The organism is Streptomyces rubradiris, from assembly GCF_016860525.1.
GTDB classification, from domain to species: domain Bacteria; phylum Actinomycetota; class Actinomycetes; order Streptomycetales; family Streptomycetaceae; genus Streptomyces; species Streptomyces rubradiris.
In genome coordinates this window covers 79092-96827 of the sequence record NZ_BNEA01000018.1, presented here as the reverse complement: position 1 = coordinate 96827, position 17736 = coordinate 79092, and the positions used below count along the sequence as shown (strand labels likewise).

Below are 17736 nucleotides of genomic sequence, written 5' to 3'. Positions count from 1 at the left end.
TGGACATGTGCGGCGAACAGTTGCGCGGGTGCCGTCGTCCGTTGCCTCGGTCTGCGGCCGCGCACGCCCGCGCGGGCAGCCCCGCCTGTCAGGCCTCGGCGCGTCCGGGTCAGGCGGGCGAGCCGACCGCGACCGTCGGCCGGTGCGCCGCACCGGGCGACCCGGGCGCGGGAAGGAACTCCTCGTGCAGGGCGGCCACGGCGCCCGCACAGTCCGCCTCGGCCACCATCACGGAGATGCGGCTGCGCGACGTGGTCAGAGCCAGCGGCTCGGTCCCCACGGCGAGCAGGGCGTCCAGCGCGCGGCCGAGGACCCGGGGGTCGCTCAGCAGACCGGCACCGACGACCGACACCTTGGCCACCGCCGGGTCGACCGTCACCTTGCGGGACGGGGACGCGAGCAGACCGGTCACGGTGGCGACGTCCGCGGCCGGCACGGTGAAGGCCCATCCGTGCCGCCCGGACGCGTCGGCGAACCGGGTCATCATGTCGACCGGCACCGACGCGCCGGCCAGCAGGACGAGGACCTCCGTCCCCGGCGGCGGGGCGTCCGGGCCCACGCCGACGACGGTGACCCGGGCGCTGCCCGGCTCGTGGGTGACGGCTGTCACGGATCCCGGGGATTCGACCATGGCGGTTTCCGCTCCCTCCTGGTCGGGGACCACGACGGTCCCCTGGCGTTGACTGAAGGTGCTGCGTACGTGCAGGCTGACACCCGCGCGGCCGGAGAGCTCCACGGAGCGCGGGTGCAGGACGCGGGCGCCGGACTGGGCCATCTCCGACATGACGCTGTTGCGGATGACCGGGATGAGGTGCGCCTGCGGCACGACGCGCGGGTCGGCCGAGAAGACGCCGTCGACGTCCGTGTAGATCTCGCACACGGCGGCGCCGAGCGCCACGGCCAGGGCCACGGCGGAGGTGTCCGAACCGCCCCGGCCCAGGGTGACGACGTCACCGGCCTCGTTCACCCCCTGGAAACCGGCCACGACGGCCACCTCCCCGCGGGCCAGGATCTGGCGCAGCCGTGCGGTGGCGATGTCCTGGATGCGCCCGTCGGTGTGTCTGCCGGACACGGTGAACCCTGCCTGGCCCCCGAGCAGGGAGACGGCGGGGACGCGGAGTTCGTCGAGGGCGATGGCGAGCAGGGCGGCGGAGCGGGCCTCTCCTGTGGCCATCAGCTGGTCCAGTTCACGGGCGGGGGGTGTCGCGCTCGCGCTGTGTGCCTCCTCGATGAGCCGGTCGGTGGCGTCACCGCGGGCGGAGACGACCACCGCGACGTCGCTGTGCCGGTGGACCGAGGCCACGATGCGCGCGATCCGGGCGAGCGCTTCAGGGGTCGTCCCCATCGAGGTCCCGCCGAATTTGAGGACGCGGACCGGCCGCGGACCGGCGGCGGGGCGCTGGGGGGTGGAGGGTGCGGCTGCCACGATGTCCCTTCCTGTCAGGTTGCGGAGTCGGCCGTGCACCGGGCCGCCGACGCGGTATCGGCGGTGTGCGCCTGGGCATCGGACCAGCGGTGGAAGACGGCCGGACCGCGACGGCACAGGCCGGTGGAGAAGTGACGGGAGCCGGGCCGCCGGCCGCCCGGCGCGCAACGGGTACGGCCCGCTCCGGGTGCAGCGGGCGGCGCGGACCGTCGGGCCGCCGGGCGGGACCGCACGCTCGCCGCTCATGTCGGCGCCACCCAGGCGGCACGGCGGGGGCCGTCGGTGGTGTGCACGACGACGGTGCCGATCTCGCGTGCCACGTCGCTGGCCGGACCGGTGAGCATGCCCACCCGGCCGGCGTCGCCGCAACCCACGGGGCTCACCCGGGCGCCGTCCGGCACGACCTGGGTGTGCAGGCAGCGTCCGCCTTCCGGCACGGTCACCGAGAGGATGCGCCCGCCCGTTTCGATGCCGTAGTAGTAGGACAGGGTGGAGCTGCCGCTGCCCTGGGGACGGTAGGCGGGTCCGGGGCCGACGCCGACGGCCGGCAGGCCGAGGAGGAGCACATGGGCGAGGATCCCGGCGGGGTCCAGGCCGTGGGAGAGGGCGAGCTGCTCGACGACGGCGGTCCGGCCGAGGTGTCCGATGTCGGCGTCGATGAGGTACGGCCGCCCGTCGTCGAAGAGGAACTCGCAGTGGAAGTAGCCCTGGCCGAGCCCGGAGCGCTCGACCAGCGTGACCACGGCCGTCTTGCAGCGTTCCTCCGCTCCCCTCGGCAGCCGCCGTTCGGCGGGCAGCAGGCTGCTCACCTCGGACCAGGCGACGCGCCCGCGCCGGGCGAAGTCGATGAACACGGTCCGGCCGCCGCAGACATATCCCTCCAGGCTGAACAGCGGCCCGCTGATGTCCGCCTGCAGCACCCACGGGTGGGCGGCGTACCGCGACAGGCCGGTGGCGGCCACCGCGTTCCACACGTCCACGGGCCCCGCCCCCCGGCGCAGCCGTGCCGCGCCGCGCGCGACGGCCTGGCCGGCCGGTTTGAGGACATGCCCGGAGGGCGCCGGCGCGCAGGCGGCCGGGTCCACCGCCAGCCGGGCGGCCTGAACCCCTGTGAAGCACAACGTCGGCGGAATGAACTCCGGTACGAGCGCGGCGACTTCGCCCTTGGAGGACAGTCGTACGGCCACCGGGTCCGGTCCGTGCAGGCCGTAGGTGGCGGCGATCTCGGCGATCAGCGGGAACTTCTCGCCGTGCAGGCCGGTGATGGCGACGGCGTCCTCGGTGATCGAGGGTTCCTCGGCCAGCAGGCGCAGGACCGCGGCCCGCTCGTCGGGGTCCACCGGGAAGCAGGCGCACTCCCTCAGGCGGTCCGCGGCCTGGCCGGCGAAGGCGTCCGGATCGGCGAGGAACACCGGTTCGTAGCCGGCCGACCGAAGAGCCCGCGGCACGTACTTGGCGCCGGTGGCATCGACGCCGAGGACAATGACCTTCTTCACGCCGTCCGCTTCCTTCTCCTGACGGGCCGCGGCTGTCACGGCGAGACGGGGAGCACCGGTCTCCTCCCGGGCTCCGAGCGTGTGGCCGGCCTCCTGCCGGGTCGTGCGCGGTGCGCCGGCGCGCCACACCGCGGGCAAAGCCCCGCCGCGCGGTCCAGGGGCAGGGCCGGGAGGGCGCGCCGGCCGACCGGCACCCCCGGCGGTCTCGTCGTTCCGTGAGGCACCAAGGCGTCCTCACCGCAGCCGTGGCCGCGGTGTCCTCGCGTCACAGGAGATCGGGCCGAGGGCATCACCGGCACTCCTTCCTGTAGCTCTCAGGGCCCCGTTCGGCCCGCGGACGCCCACAACCTAGGCGCCGCACGCCGCCCGGCCGCCGGTGCTACGACTTCCGTCACACGCGGGCACACTCAAAGGCACATCCGGGCCCGGCCCCGGCGGGCCCGCCGCGCGCGGTGTTCACCGACGTCGTGAAAAGCGCATATAGGCCCGGCTGCGAGACGCCGCTAACGTGATTGCGGTGCACCCCAGGCGGCCGGCAGGCCCCTCATGGGTCACCGTGGAGAGCGTGGACGCGCGATGCGGAGCGTTCCCGGTCCTGTCCGGCCCGGATCCGCCCCGCGGTCCCGGCCGGCATGACGCACCGCGGTGTCGACACGCACTCCCCTTCCCGAGACGTACGAAGGCTTGGCGCGCCGCCCACCCACTCGGCCCGGACACAGGAGTACTGCCTGCCATGTCCCACGCTCCCATACGCGTTGTGATCGCAGACGAGCAGCGGCTGCTGCGTGAGTCCTTGTGCGCGCTGCTGGACACGGACCCCGGCATCGACATCGTGGGGCAGGCGAGTCAGGGGGCCGAACTGCTCACCGTGATCGCGCGTACCCGTCCCGACCTGGTGGTCGTCGATGTCCAGATGGTGCCGGCGGACGACCGCGAAGCCCTCGTGAGCCGTCTGCTGCACGGCGTCCCGGCCTGCCGGGTGCTGGTGCTGTCCATGCTGGAGCAACCGCGGTTGGTCCAGGGGCTGCTGGATCTGGGCATCCACGGCTATCTGCACAAGAGCGTCGGTTACGGCACCCTCGCCGACGCCGTCCGGGGCCAGCGCTCGGCGCTCTCCTATCAGACGGTGACGCTGCCGCTGCGCCGGACGCCGCCGCGCGCCACGCGCGGCGGTCCGGCACTCGGGCCGGAACTGTCGGCACGCGAGCTGGAGGTGCTCACCCACGCGGCCGCCGCCCTGAGCAACCGTCAGATCGCGGTGCAGCTGGGGATAGCGGAGGGCACCGTCAAACGGCACCTGAGCAACATCTTCGACAAGCTGAACGCGGTCAGCCGGCTCGACGCCGTCAACAAGGCCGCGTCGATGCGTCTGATCCACCCCGCCGACGCCGGAACGGTCCGCCGGCTCCGCGTGGCGACCTGAGCGGCGGCGCGGCCGGAGCCCGAGGCGGGCCCTCGCGGGGCCCGGGCGCAAGGGAGGCGACGCTCCCGGCCCGCGGGTCCGCCGCAAGCGCTCTCCGTCCGGCCCTCTCCCCCGGCTCCGTCCGTCCCGCCGGGCGCCCGCACCGGGCCGGCCGTGTGCCTTTGGGGGGCACACCATGTGTCTCAAGTCGTATCGTCCGGCCCTCCGGCGTGCCCCGGCTCCTACGTTGCTGAACGCAAACCGCGACGACTCGACAGCGGGAGAACCCGATGACTGTGCTGAGCGTGGACACAAGTACCGAAGAACCGGCGGACCGCTCCGTGGAGGTGGTACGCAAGGCCAGGGGCCGAGCGGTGGGAGTCCTGGTCGACGCCTACGGGACGGGCAACTACCTGCCCGCGGCCTTCAACCGGCTGGGGGCCGAGGTGATCCATGTGCAAAGCTCCGCCGAGCCGATCTCCCGCATGCAGCCATGGGAACGGTCCGCCTACCTCGACTCGCTGGTCTACGACGTCGACGGCAGCACCGAGCAGATCCTGAGGGAGGTGGCGCCGCTGTTCGTGTTGCCCGGCCAGGAACCCGGCGTCCTGCTGGCGGACCGTCTCAGCGAGGCCCTGAACGTACGAACGAACGGGACCAAGCTGTCCGACGCGCGCCGTGACAAGTACAAGATGATCGAGACGGTCGCCGCGGCCGGGCTGCGTACCGCGCGGCAGCTGCTCACCGACGACGTCGAGGAGGCCGTCTCCTGGGCCGACGCCTTTGGACACTGGCCGTGCGTGGCCAAGCCGCTGGCGTCCGCGTCCACCGACGAGGTCACCATCTGCCGCAACGCCGAGGCGCTGCGCTCCGCCTTCCGGTCGGTCCTGTCCAGCACCACCGTGTTCAACGGTGCCAACACCAAGGTGCTCGTGCAGAGTTACCTGGAGGGCACGGAGTACATCGTGGACACCGTGAGCGTCGACGGCCATGCCTACGTGTGCGGGGTGTGGCAGTACGAGAAGCGCCTGCTGCCCAACGGCAAGCCCATCTACAACCGCGACATCCTGCTGCCGTCGGACACTCCGGCCGTCGAGGCGCTGATCTCCTACACCCGTTCCGTGCTCGACGCCGTGGGCATCCACCACGGGCCCGCGCACACCGAGCTGATCATCACCGACGACGGTCCCGCCCTGGTGGAGATCGGCGCCCGGGTCAACGGACACCTTCACCCCGCCTTCCACGACAAGGCCATCGGCGTCAACAGCGCCGACCTGACCGCGCTGGCCTACCTCCGCCCCCAGGACTTCCTCAGCCGCTACGGCGACGGTGTCTACGAGCGCCGTCAGCCGGCCGTCGTCTACAACGCGCCGACGGAGCTGTCCGGGACGGTGGACTCCGTCGACGAGGCGGTGGTCCAGGCGATCCGCGACCGTCCCTCCGTGGTGGATCTCGTGGTCAAGCGGCAGCCGGGCGATGTCATCGTGCCCACCCACGACCTGCTCACCAGCCCGCTGCGGGTGTTCATGACGCACCCGGACCCCGTCACGCTGGAGATCGACTACAACTTCGTCGCGTCCGTCCGCGAATCGGTCTTCCGTATCCGGTCCACGGCGCCCTAGACCGCCTGTGGTGTGGTCTGACCCCACCGGACGCTCCCCCGGCCCGGCGAACGCCCGCTTTCTGCCCCGCCGATCACCGCATCGGGCGGCTCTCGGAAGGATTCATCCCACATGCTCACACAGTCGCCTGCGCGGATCACGGCGAGGCAACTAGCCCTGGACATCCGGCGCAAGGTCATCGAGATGAGCGCCTCCCCCAACGGCGTGCACATCGGCGGCAGTCTGTCGATCGCCGACCTGCTGGCCGTGCTCTACGCCGAGGTGCTGCGCGACCCGGCGGGCCAGGGACCGTCGCAGGACCGTGACCACCTGATCCTCAGCAAAGGACAGGCCTCCGCCGCCCTGTACGCGGTACTCGCCGCGACCGGGGTCATCCCGGAGGCGGAGCTGGCCACCTATGCCGAGGAGCACAGCCGGCTCGGCGGCCACCCCATGAAGCGCCTGCCGGGTGTGGACTTCTCCACCGGCGCGCTCGGGCACGGACTCCCGCTGGGCCTCGGGGTGGCGCTCGCGGGCCGGCGCTGCGGGCACGACAAGCGGGCCTTCGTGATCCTCGGCGACGGGGAGCTGCAGGAGGGCTCCAACTGGGAGGCGGCGATGGCGGCGGCGCATCACGGCGCCGACAACCTGACCGCGATCGTCGACCGCAACGGCTGGCAGATCAGCGGCCGTACCGACGACTGCATGTCACTGGAGCCCCTGACCGACAAGTGGGCGGGGTTCGGCTGGCGCGTGCTCCCGGTCGACGGCCACGACCACGACCAGATCCGCGCGGCGCTGAACGCCCCCGTCGAACCGGGCCGGCCGACCGTCGTCCTCGCCCGCACGATCAAGGCGCGCGGCGTACCCGGTCTGGAGAACACCAAGCGGAGCCACTCGGCGACCCTCGACGCGGACGCACGCAGCCGGGCACTCGCGGAGCTGGAGGGCGCCGGGGCATGAGCACGGAGATCACAGCCCGCCGCACCGTCGCGGAAGTCCTCGACCACGTCTGGGACAACCGCTCGACGATCGAGAGCCGCAACGCGTACGCCATGATGCTGCTCGCCCTCGCGCGGGAGAACCCGAACCTGATGTGTCTGACCGCGGACATGAACTTCGAGGACCACTTCGCGCTGGAACTGCCGCGCCAGCACGTGGACCTCGGCATCGCGGAACAGAACCTGATCGGGGTGGCCGCCGGCATGACGGTGTCGGCACGCCCGGTCTTCGCCAACGCCATGAGCCCCTTCGCCATCGCCCGCGCCTTCGAACAGATCAAGATCGACGTGGCCGGCGCCAACCTTCCGGTCAAGATCGTGGGCACCCACGCGGGGCTGGCCTCGGGCCATTACGGGCCCACGCACCACTCGCTGGAGGACCTCGGGGCGATCCGCATGCTGCCCCATATGACGGTGGTGGTGCCCGCCGACGCCTGGGAGACGGCGCAGGCCACCGTCGCGATCGCCGAGGACGCCGGACCGGTGTACCTGCGGCTCGGGCGCCAGGCCACGGCCCCGCTGTACCAGGAGCGCGCCCCGTTCGTGCTGGGCAGGGCGAGCGTCCTGCGCGACCCGGGCCGGGTACTGTTCGTCGCCACCGGTCCCCACCCCAACCTGGTCGCGGCCCGGGCGGCGCGCGAACTCGCGGCGCGCGGGGTGAGCGCCGGGCACCTGAACATGCACACCGTCAAGCCGTTCGACCGGGAAGCCGTGCTGCACGCGAGCGCCAACGCCGAGGCCGTGGTGACCATCGAGGACCATCGGGCCATCGGAGGGCTCGGGAGTGCCGTCTGCGAGGTGATGGCCGAGGCCGGGGGTCCGCCGGTGCGGCGCATCGGCGTACCGGACGTCCACTACGACCTGGTGGGAGGCGAGGAGTTCCTGCTGCACCACGCCGGGATCACGGCGGAGAACGCGGTCGCGCAGGCCCTCGACGCCCTCGGGTGAGACGCGGCGTGGCGTGTTCTCCTCCGCCGGGGCGGCGGCGGCGGGCGGGCCACCGCGCCCGCGGACCGGCCCCGGGACGCTCCCGCGGAAACCGGACCGGGAACGCCACGCCCGCCGCGAGGAGCCCGCGCGGCCTTGCCCGCCGCCTCGAAGGCCGGCGGGCACGCGGCACGGGCCGTGGCACCGGACGCCGAAAAGCGGAAGCGGGCACGGCTGTTCGCAAAGGGCGCGGCGTCAACGCCGCGCCGACGGGGACTTCGCCGCGGGCGGGAATCCGGCGCGGCCGTCGGCGCGCGGACGAGACGAGAGGCTCCCCCTAAGAAGGATCGTTTCGCCTTCCCCGTCCCGTCCTTCGGCCCGGCCGCGCCCGGACGGTCAGGCGACGACCCCGTTCAGCCGGGCGCCGAACACTTCGCCGCCGTCCTGCCGGCCGGTCACCTGCACACTGAGGACGCCCGTCTGGGGGGACGGCAGCTGCACGGCCTCGATCCAGCACGGGGAGCCGAACTCGGCGTACTGGTGGAACTCGGCGGCGACCTCGACGGGCACGAAGCCCGGGAGGGCCAGCAACCCGCAAGCGGCTTGCCGTGCCGCCTCTATCAGCACCATTCCCGGTACGTGGTCACCCGCGTGCTCGAAGAGTATGGGGTGGCCGCGGTCCGGGGCGAGCAGCCAGCGATCGGGCCGGTCGGTAGCCGACAGCACGACGTCGGCGGCGCGGCAGCGGCCCACCCGCCAGGGGGCGAGGGGGGCCGGACGCGGAGCCGGCGCCGCGTCGCGCCCGTCGCCCTGCCCGGCGCGCAGGCGCCGGTAGGCGGCGGGAGCGACACAGGTGAAGTGGCCGCGGCCCATGGCCGCGTGGCGCCCGTCGCGCTCGACGGTGATGGTCATGCCGAACTGGGCAAGGCGGTTGCCTCTCCACTTCACATCGCTGCAGACGGCCTCCAGCAGCAGTTCGCTGGGCTCGGTGCCTATGCCGAGATTGGCCAGGGACACCGAGTACTCCATGTCGTGCAGCAGGAACTGATGTCCCAGCGGCACACCGAACTCCGAGTGCGCGAGCAGCAGGCCGACCTGGCGGACGGTCTCGGCCGCCAGCATGGGGTCGTGGCGTGTCTGGTTCTCGTCGGTGAAGAAGGTGTGCGCGCGCGGCCACTGACCGGTGACCTCGAACCGGGTGCCGTCCAGCCGGCGGCACCCGGTGAGGAAGACTTCGGCGTGCGCCGCACGGTGTACATATTCCCGGGGAACTGTGGTGGTGAGCTGCGGCAGGCCCTGCGCGGCCTGCCGAGCGGAGAAGCGGGGGCGCTCTTGCTGACGAACGAGCAGGGTCATGGGGGTCCCTCTTCCCGACGGTGCAGCAGTGAACAGACGGGTGGCGGTGCCGTATCCCGAAAAGCGACGGCACAAATATACAGACCCTCCGGTTTCATAGGGCCTCGAAGAGCCGTCCGAAAGCCGCCGGGCCGCCGCCCGCCCGAGGAGCTGCTCAGGAGCCCGCCGGATCGGGTCCGCGCCGGTCGGCCGTGATCCGGGGCAGCGCCAGAGACCAGAAGCGCGTCAGCATGCGTTGCGAGCACCAGCCCGGGTCCCGCCGGCCGAGCGTCTGCAGACCCACCGTGCACGCGTAGACCACCGCGGCCAGCTGCGCGGGGACCACCCCTTCCCGTAACTCCCCCGTCTTCTCCGCCTGTTCCAGCGTGGCCTGAATCCACAGACACCACAGACCGCGCACTCCCCCGATGCCCTCCGGGCAGCCGAGGTCCCCGTCGAGCTCGAAGCCGGCCCGCAGGACCGCGTCCTCCCGTAACCGCCGGGTCAGTTCGTGGCCCGCGTCGACCAGCAGCCGCAGCGCCTCGCCGGACGGCGTCCGCGCCTCGCACCCCGCGAGCAGTTCACGCAGCCGCTGTGCCGCGGCCGTGACGACCGCGGAGGCAAGCGCTTCCTTGGTGGGAAAGTGGAAGTGCAGCGCTCCCGTCGTCACTCCGGCCTGACGACTGATGGCCACCAGCGAGGCCGGTCCGTAACCGTCGTGGCTGAAGTGGTCGGCGGCGGCGGCGATCAACGCCTTGCGAGTCCGCACCGCACGTTCCTGCTTGACCATCGAGGCACTCCGTCGCTCTGATCCGTTCCATGCCCCACCTGGGAAACCTCGGGCATGAGTCCACCGCCGGAGCGGCTTCCCGATTTCCCAGCACAAGGAACAAACCGCAGTGACGGTTTGTTAATAGTAGCTAACACAGAGCGATTTTCCCGCGCGCACGACGGGGTCTCGTGCGGGAGAGCGAAGCCGTCGAGCGCCTCCCGCGGCTCACCCCCTCGGCGCCGCCAAGGATATCCATCCGGTTCCCGCGTACGTCCCCCTCCCGCCGGCGCTCCGGCCGGACAGGCGGCCGGGGAGCGCCGTGTTCGACTGTGCTTGACTGCACAGTTGAACCACCGCCCGTGCGCGCCGGCGGGCCGACGGGCCGGTACACGGACGCGGCCCCCGCGCTATCGGGCCGGGGGAATACCCGGATAGCCAGGGGCCGCGTCCGGACACGGGCGCCGAGGAAGGCGCCCATGTCGTCTCCATCCCATTGGATCGTCTGGACACCGCGAGCACAAGATCCAGCTACCCGGCTGCGGCCCGGTTCCCGGGCGCGTGCGCTCCGGGCGCGGTCCGCGGCCTGGCGGCCGGGCATGCCGGCGTCACCGTGGACGGGGGTGTGGCCCTTGCGGCGGAACGTGGCGCTTTCAGCCGACCGCCGCGGGAGCGGTGCGGACCTCAAGCAGTGCGTCCTGCGTGGATGACGACGCCTTCAGGATCGACGTCTGGAGCCGCCGCAGCGGGGCGCTGGGCTCCATGCCGAGGTTGCGCACCAGGGTGCCGCGCAGCCTCTGGTAGACGTGCAGGGCCTCGCCGCCCCGGCCCGAGCGGTACAGCGCGAGCATCAACTGGCTGTGCAGGCTCTCGTGCATGGTGTGCCGTTCGACCAGTACCATGAGTTCCGGCAGCAGTTCGCGGTGCCGCCCCAGGCAGAGGTCCGCTTCGATGCGCTGGTCGAGAGCGCACAGCCGGGACTCCTCCAGCCGGCGTGTCTCCACGCGGAGGTGGGTGCCGGTGTTGACGTCGGCCAGCGCGGGTCCCCGCCACAGGGCGAGGGCGTCACGCAGCGTCTGGGCCGCGGTCGCGTAGTCCTCGGCGTCCATCGCCCGGTAGCCGGCGGTGCTGCGCCGCTCGAACTCGCTGTGGTCACGCAGACCTTCGCCGGCTTCCAGCCGGTAGCCGCCCGGCTGGGTGGCCAGTACGTCCTTGCCCGTGCGGCCGCCGTGCGGGCCCCCGCCCGCGGTCAAGGCCGCGTTGATGTGCTCCCGCAGCTGCAGGATGTAGGTCTGCAGGGTGGTGCGCGCGCTGCGGGGCGGCTGCGCGCCCCACAACTCCTCGATCAAAGTGCGCGAGGAAACCGTGCGGTTCGCGTTGAGTGCCAACAGAGCCAGGACCTGGCGTGGTTTGGGAGCGGTCGGCGCCACCTCCACGCCCCCTAACCGCACGGAGAAACCGCCGAGCACTTCGATGTCCATGTCCCTCTCCCGGTTCGCGCAGAGCCTGCAGGGCCTACTGAACGAGGTGTACCGCCGACTGCGGAGACCGGCGAGGACCCCCTGTTAAAAACAGCGTAGTCGGTTTCTTATACCCCGCCAAGAGAACTTCTGGATTTCATACAGAGAGTTCGCCCGGCCGTCATCGGCACAATCCCAGGAAGGCGCACGCCAGTACCTGGGAATGTACCGATCCCGGGGGAACGTGAGATACCGGACACCCCGTACCCTCCGGGCCGCTCACAGCTCCTCGGCCGCACTGTCATGGCCGTGGACCACACAGGTGGGGGGCGTTTCGGCGGCGGTCACCTGCGGCAGCATCAGGAGCCAGAACGAGGTGAGCGTGGCGCGTGACGGCCAGTGGGCGTCACGCCGGCCGAGCGCCGCCAGACCGGCGGTCATCGCCACCACCACGGACGCCAGGTGATCGGGCACCACGTCCGGGCGCAGCCCACCGGCCTCCTGGGCGTGCCGCAGAAGCGAGACGACCCACCGCTGCCACAGGTCGCAGACCTTGCCGGTGCCGCCGGCCCGTTCCATGGTCTCTCCCAGTTCGAACCCGGCCCGCAGCACGGGGTCCTGAGCGAGTCTTTCCACCACCTGGTAGCTGGCGTCGATCACCAGTTGCACGGACCCGCCGGGACCCTCGTGCCTCTCGCAGTGCTCGACGATGCTGCGCAGACGGGCGGCGGCCGCCTCTTCCACCGCCGCGGCGAGGTCCAGCTTGGTCGGGAAGTGGAAGTGCAGGGCTCCGGAACTCACTCCCACGTTCCCGCTGATGACCGTGAGGGAGGCCGCGCGATATCCCTCACGGCTGAACACTTCCCCGGCAGCCGTAAGCAAGGCGTTGCGGGTGCGTAGCGCGCGTTCCTGTTTGACCACCGAGGTGCTCCATCGCTCGGGCGGCCGTCGTCCGCAGGTGCCGCGGGCGACGGAGACGACACCCCCGTCGTCGGCGCACCGCGAGGGACTGCCGACGCCCACACACGAGGAACAATAACAAACCGCCTATGCGGTTTACTACTTCTTCCCGGTGAAAGCTCGATGGCTCCCGCCGCCGAGGGCGGCCCCGTCCTCAGCGGGCGTCACCGAACCACTGCCGCAGCACCTCCTCCAGGTCCTCGCCGTCGTCGGACGTCCACAGCACATAGCCGTCGGGCCTGATCACCAGGGTTTCCGCCATCGCGTCCGGGAGCGGGCCGTCGGCGTGGGCGGGGTGCAGCACATGCGTCCATCCCCGGGCGGGGCCGGGTGGCCGGCTCCCCGGGCGCATGAGGAGGACCGGCCGCCCCCGGGCCAGCAGCCCGACCAGGTCCGCGTCCTCGGCATCCGCCAGCGCGACGTTGGGCAGAAAGCGCCCCCGCCAGACCGAGTGCGCGGTGCCGGTGGTGCCGTAGCGGGTGTCCTGTGCGCTGAGCATGCCGCCCAGGTGTCCCGCGACATCGGGCAGCGGCAGCAGGTCGGCCATCACGGCCCGCAGCGGATCGAGTTGCGGATCGGGGCGCATCAGCGCCAGCTGGGCGCGGGTGTTGTCGACGACCCGCCGCCCGGCGGGCCTGCGTTCCTCGTCGTAGGTGTCGAGCAGGTCCTTGCCGGCGGTGCCCCGCAGCACGTACCCGAGTTTCCAGCCCAGGTTCAGTGCGTCGAGCAGGCCGGTGTTGAGCCCTTGGCCCCCGACGGGGAAGTGCACGTGCGCGCTGTCGCCGGCGAGGAAGACCCGGCCCCGCCGGTAGGTACCGGCCAACCGGGAGAAGTCGTTGAACCGGGACAGGTACGCCGGTTCGGCCAGGGGAACGGGACGACCGGTGATCCGTCCGGCCTCCGCGCTCAGCTCCTCGACTGTCGGCAGGCTGTCCCGGTCGGGGTGCGGGCCCCTGCAGTCCAGGGTCATCAGCCTGCCGTACCCGCGCGCGTCGAATTTGGCGGCGGTCCAGCCCCGCTCGGTGCGCCGCCAGCCCGCTTCCAGCGCCGCCGGATCCATCAGCCGGACCTGTCCCATCAGGGCGGAGACAGTCGCACGGCTGGTCTCCTCAGGGAACGAGAAGGCGGTGCGCACCGTGCTGCGCGCGCCGTCCGCGCCCACGAGATAGTCGGCGCGCACCTGTTCCCGGCCCCCGGCCGTCTCGATTGTCACCTCCACACCATCGGGGTGCTCAGCCATCGCCACGGCCCGCCGGCCGCGCAGCACGGTGGCGCCGCGGCTGCGGGCCAGCCCCTCGAAGCGGCGTTCCAGGTCGGCCTGCGGGCACTTGACCAGGACGGGCGGCTCGGTGGCCGGTGCGGTGATGCTCAGGCCCGGGAGACCCGCGAAGTGGAACGGTGCGCTGCGCCGGCCGGTTCGCCCGGCCCGGCCCGGTTCCGGTTGCAGATAGCCCCGGCGGGCCAGGCTCTGCACGGTCCGCGCGTGCAGGGTTCCGGCCCGCGGTTCGTCGGTGGTCCGCTCCTTCGTCTCGACGACACAGACCTCCGCCCCGTACGCCGCGAGTTCGGCGGCGAGCAGCATGCCGACGGGACCCCCGCCGACGATGACGACTCCGACATGCCGGTTCAGCACGGTCGTCGTCCCCCCCTTTTTTCATGATGTCCCGACGGCCCGCCGGGCCGGGTTCACTTGAAGTGATGTGCGTGGTCCCGCGCCCAGCGCCGGTACGTGCCCGGCGGGCGCCCGAGGAGTGCGCCAAGGGTGTGGTCCACCTGCTGCTTGGCACCGTCGCCCTGCCGCTTGGCGCTGTCGAGCAGGGCCTGCGCGATGGATTCGGGATAACGCCGCGCCCAGGCGGCGTAGGCCTGCGCGAGGGACGTCCCCACACAGGACAGCGGTCGGCCGAGCACCTCGGCGAGTTGCTCGCACTGTTCGACGGCCGAGATCGACTCCGGACCGGTGAGGGGGTAGTGCCGCCCCTCGTGGCCGGGCTCGGTCAGCGCGAGCACGGCGGCTTCGGCGACGTCCCGTGGGTCGACCGAGGCGTTCCGGGACCGCGCCTGGGGAGCTGCTACGACGCCACCCGAGCGGATCGTGGCGGCCCAGGCGAGCGTGTTCGACATGAAGGCGCGCGGACGCAGGATGGTCCAGGCCAGACCGCTGCCCCGCAGAAGGTCCTCGTTCCGGCGCTGCCAGCGAGTGATCAGGTCGTCGGCGCCGTGGTCGGTGACCGCGAGCGCGGACAGCTTCACCACGTGCCGGACGCCCGCGCTGCGCGCCGCGGCCAGCAGGTTCTCGTCGTGCCCGGGTTCCAGCGGATTCACCGTCACCGCGAACAGTGCGTGCGCGCCGGCCAGTGCCCGCTCCAGAGAACGGCGGTCGCCGAAGTCGGCGCCGACGGCCTCGGCGGCCAGCCCGAGTGCGCGCAGACGCTCGGGCGAGCGGCCCAGCAGCCTGAGCGGATGACGACCGGAGAGGAGACGGGCCACCTGCCCGCCCACCGTCCCCGTGGCACCTGTCACGGCAATCACCCGTCGTCCTCCGGCGACAGCAGCACGGGGATCTCCCGGAACCCGTTGGTGATGAACGAGGGGGTCGGCTCCAGGTGGTGGACCTCCCGGGCCAGCCTCATCCGGGGGAAGCGGGCGAACAGAGCGGGCAGGGCCACCGCGGCTTCCAGCCTCGCCAGCGGCGCTCCCGGGCAGTGGTGGACTCCGTACCCGAAGGCGAGGTGGTCGCGCCGGTCCGGGCGGTCCGCCTGGAACTCCTCGGCGTCCGGGCCGTGTTGCTCGGGGTCCAGGCCCGTCGCGGCGAAGGAGATCAGCACCGGGTCCCCCCGCCTGATGACGACGCCCTCGCCCAGTTCGATGTCCTCGACGGCGAATCTCAGCGGCACGTACGCGGCCGGGCCTCGCGCGCGGAGGGTTTCCTCGATCACCGCGTCCCAGCCGATGGCGCCGGCCTGCACCTGCTGCAACTGCTCGGGGTGGGCCAGCAGTTCGACGATGGCGTTGCCGAGCAGATTGACCGTCGTCTCGTATCCCGCACCGATCATCAACAGCAGGGTGTCGATCAGTTCCTGCTCGGTCAGCCGCGTCCCGTCGGTGTCCCGTATCGAGATCAGGGCGGAGGCGAGGTCGTCGGCCGGTGCCCTGCGTTTGGCCGCCACCAGGTCGGCCAGCACCTGGTGCAGGCTCGCCTGGGCCACGCGTACCTCCTCCGCCGTGGCGGAGGTACGGAACGACTCGCTGAGCCCCTGCCGGAGCTGGTGCCGCTCGGAGTCGGACACACCGAACAGCTCGCAGATCACCTGGATCGGCAGTTCCAGGGCGAAGTGCGCGACGAGGTCCACCGGCCGGTCGCCGGGGCGACGGCCGAGCGACTCGAGGAGCGCCTCGGTGTACTCCTCGACCCTCGGCCGCAGGCCTTCGCTGCGCCGGTGGGTGAAGGCGCCCGCGATGAGCCTGCGCAGCCGGGTGTGCTCCTCGCCGTAAGCGGACAGCATGTTCTTGGCCGTGACCCAGTGGTACAGCGGCCAGGTCTCGTCGAAACGGTCTTCCCGCAGCCGGGGCCAGTGCAGTTCGGCGTTCTTGGACACCGCCGGGTCGCTCAGCAGGCGTTTGGCGGTGGCGTGCCGGGTCACGGCCCAGGCGGTGACCCCGCCGGGGAGCAGCACCTGGCAGGCCGGGCCTTCGCCGCGTAACAAGGCCGCCTCCGCGGCGAGATCGCTTCCCGTCAAGTCTATGGCGTACGGGCAGGCGAAAGTAGCCATAGTTGCGCTCCGTCCTGTGAGTTGACGCGCTGCCGGGGAGATGCTGCCGTGCAGTGGAGCGTGCGATCAGTGGCGGTGCCTCGGCGGTCGTTCACGATACGTCGCCGTCCAGCCACGGTCCACGGGGAAAGGCTAACCCACCTGGATCACGGGGTACGGACGTAGTCGTCCATGATCGCGTGCACCCGCGCCCCGCGGTCCGCGGCGACATCCAGCTGGACCAGCACACCGGGCATGGCCACACTCGCCATCAGGACGCGGTACAGCACGGCGGCCCGCTCGCACAGGTCCTGCCGGTCGCACATGGCCTGGGACATCAACTGGATGCCGGCGAAGGCCCCGACGACCAGGTTGGCCAGTTCCGCGGTGTCCACGTGCGGCTGCAGTTCTCCGGCGAGGCGCGCCTCCTCCAGCAACGCCTGGCTCTCCCGCGTCCATGCCTCGAAGGGCACCCTGCGATCGAGGGTGTCGTGGACCGGCCGCTCCAGCGCCAGCCGCACGCTGCCGCGGAGCAGGGGGTCGTGGCCCATCCGGTAGGCGAGCACCATGCCGCGGTCGACCGCCTCCTGCAGTTTCAACTGCTGTGGCGGTACGGGCGGAACGGCCCGGGCGTTCTCGTGGAGGACTCCCCGGGCGAGTTGCTCCTTGGACTCGAAGTGGAAGTACAGGGCGCCCTTGGTCACTCCTGACCTTGTCAGGATTTCGGAGACCTTGGCGGCTTCGTAACCGACCTCGTCGAAGACCTGGGCCGCGGCGAGGAGGATCGCTTCGCGCGTGCGGACTGCGCGCTCCTGCTGGGCCACGTCATACCTCCAGGACGGGAACTAGCCGGGCGGAGCCACTCGCTCCCTCACAAACAAACCAACGAGTCTGTATAATATCACCGGCGCCGAGTAATGGGGCAAGAACAGAAAGCGCCTCCGGCGAGGGAGCGGAAAAGACCGCCCCGGGGGACACACGCGATGTCGAGCATACGGACAACGGCCGTTCAGCGCCTTGTTCCTGACCGGACACACACCTGCGGGCCGCTGCGGTGCGACGGGGAACTGCCGCCCGCGCCCGCAGCCGTCGCTTGGGCCCCGGCTCCCGACAGGTCGGGGCGGCGAGCCCCGGTCGCTGGGACAGCTACCCGGGCCCGTCGTCGGTCGCTCCCTCGGTAGCTCAGGAAAACGGCAGGTCAGATGGGTTGTCACGGGCCCGGGAGCGACTGAAGCGACCTAACCCCCCGATATATGACTCCGTTTCACGGTCCTCGTGCGCGTCATATATAGAAGCCTTTAGTCGCTTCGGTAGCTGTTTGGCATATGCGTAGTGGCTGACCTGCGGGTTCGTTGAACTACCGAGGAGCGACCAAAGGTCGTTGCGTCGCTGCCGCCCGGCTTCGGTCGCTTCCCGGCGCCCGGCCCGCGCCGGGGCAGGGCTCATCCGCTGCCCCGCCGGCCCGGCGGGGCAGCGACCGAGCCGCTCGCCCGTGGGAGGACGCACGGCCGGATGCGGTCCGGCCCCGATGTGCGCGACAGCACCCCCTCCCCAACGGACCCGTTCGCTAGTCTGTGTCTGTTGCTCAGTCGCTTGGGTCGCTGGCA

14 protein-coding genes are annotated in these 17736 nt (G+C 71.8%); 4 read left to right on the top strand and 10 right to left on the bottom strand.

Annotation, left to right across the window (positions count from 1 at the left end; translation table 11 throughout):
* Positions 1-109: 109 nt before the first annotated feature.
* On the bottom strand, positions 110-1426 hold the full coding sequence (locus Srubr_RS39675) for an aspartate kinase (protein ID WP_189997978.1): 1317 nt from the start codon (positions 1424-1426) through the stop codon (positions 110-112).
* 242 nt (positions 1427-1668) lie between these two features.
* Complete coding sequence (locus Srubr_RS39670) at positions 1669-2922, bottom strand: ATP-grasp domain-containing protein (protein WP_189997979.1); 1254 nt, start codon at positions 2920-2922, stop codon at positions 1669-1671.
* A 757-nt stretch (positions 2923-3679) separates the two neighbouring features.
* On the opposite strand from Srubr_RS39670, the gene Srubr_RS39665 reads away from it, so the two are divergent.
* The 4 genes from Srubr_RS39665 to Srubr_RS39650 all read left to right on the top strand — a co-directional run bounded on the left by Srubr_RS39665 (position 3680) and on the right by Srubr_RS39650 (position 7874).
* A complete protein-coding gene (locus tag Srubr_RS39665) occupies positions 3680-4345 on the top strand; it encodes a response regulator transcription factor (RefSeq protein ID WP_229926889.1) in 666 nt (221 codons plus the stop codon).
* 284 nt (positions 4346-4629) lie between these two features.
* Positions 4630-5946, top strand: coding sequence for an ATP-grasp domain-containing protein (locus Srubr_RS39660; RefSeq protein ID WP_203855103.1), 1317 nt, complete (start codon positions 4630-4632; stop codon positions 5944-5946).
* Positions 5947-6057: 111 nt separating this feature from the next.
* A complete protein-coding gene (locus tag Srubr_RS39655; RefSeq protein ID WP_189997982.1) occupies positions 6058-6888 on the top strand; it encodes a transketolase in 831 nt (276 codons plus the stop codon).
* Positions 6885-7874, top strand: a complete 990-nt coding sequence (locus Srubr_RS39650; protein WP_189997983.1) for a transketolase family protein — start codon at positions 6885-6887, stop codon at positions 7872-7874. The genes Srubr_RS39655 and Srubr_RS39650 overlap by 4 nt, the downstream gene beginning before the upstream one ends.
* Positions 7875-8249: 375 nt before the next feature.
* Here the strand turns inward: Srubr_RS39650 and Srubr_RS39645 are convergent, their stop codons facing one another.
* From Srubr_RS39645 to Srubr_RS39610, 8 genes are all read right to left on the bottom strand, one after another.
* Positions 8250-9209, bottom strand: a complete 960-nt coding sequence (locus tag Srubr_RS39645; RefSeq protein WP_229926890.1) for a ScbA/BarX family gamma-butyrolactone biosynthesis protein — start codon at positions 9207-9209, stop codon at positions 8250-8252.
* A gap of 154 nt (positions 9210-9363) precedes the next feature.
* Entirely contained in the window at positions 9364-9978 is a 615-nt protein-coding gene (locus tag Srubr_RS39640; RefSeq protein ID WP_203855102.1) for a ScbR family autoregulator-binding transcription factor, read from the bottom strand.
* 632 nt (positions 9979-10610) lie between these two features.
* A complete protein-coding gene (locus tag Srubr_RS39635; protein ID WP_189997985.1) occupies positions 10611-11438 on the bottom strand; it encodes an AfsR/SARP family transcriptional regulator in 828 nt (275 codons plus the stop codon).
* A 258-nt stretch (positions 11439-11696) separates the two neighbouring features.
* Positions 11697-12338, bottom strand: coding sequence for a ScbR family autoregulator-binding transcription factor (locus Srubr_RS39630; RefSeq protein WP_189997986.1), 642 nt, complete (start codon positions 12336-12338; stop codon positions 11697-11699).
* 193 nt (positions 12339-12531) lie between these two features.
* Positions 12532-14010, bottom strand: coding sequence for an FAD-dependent monooxygenase (locus Srubr_RS39625; protein ID WP_189997987.1), 1479 nt, complete (start codon positions 14008-14010; stop codon positions 12532-12534).
* Positions 14011-14063: 53 nt separating this feature from the next.
* The gene (locus Srubr_RS39620; RefSeq protein ID WP_308439940.1) at positions 14064-14900 is read right to left on the bottom strand and encodes an NAD(P)H-binding protein; all 837 of its coding nucleotides are present in this window, start codon (positions 14898-14900) and stop codon (positions 14064-14066) included.
* A gap of 5 nt (positions 14901-14905) precedes the next feature.
* Complete coding sequence (locus Srubr_RS39615) at positions 14906-16117, bottom strand: cytochrome P450 family protein (protein ID WP_229926892.1); 1212 nt, start codon at positions 16115-16117, stop codon at positions 14906-14908.
* A gap of 179 nt (positions 16118-16296) precedes the next feature.
* On the bottom strand, positions 16297-16953 hold the full coding sequence (locus tag Srubr_RS39610) for a ScbR family autoregulator-binding transcription factor (protein ID WP_189997990.1): 657 nt from the start codon (positions 16951-16953) through the stop codon (positions 16297-16299).
* Positions 16954-17736: the final 783 nt, after the last annotated feature.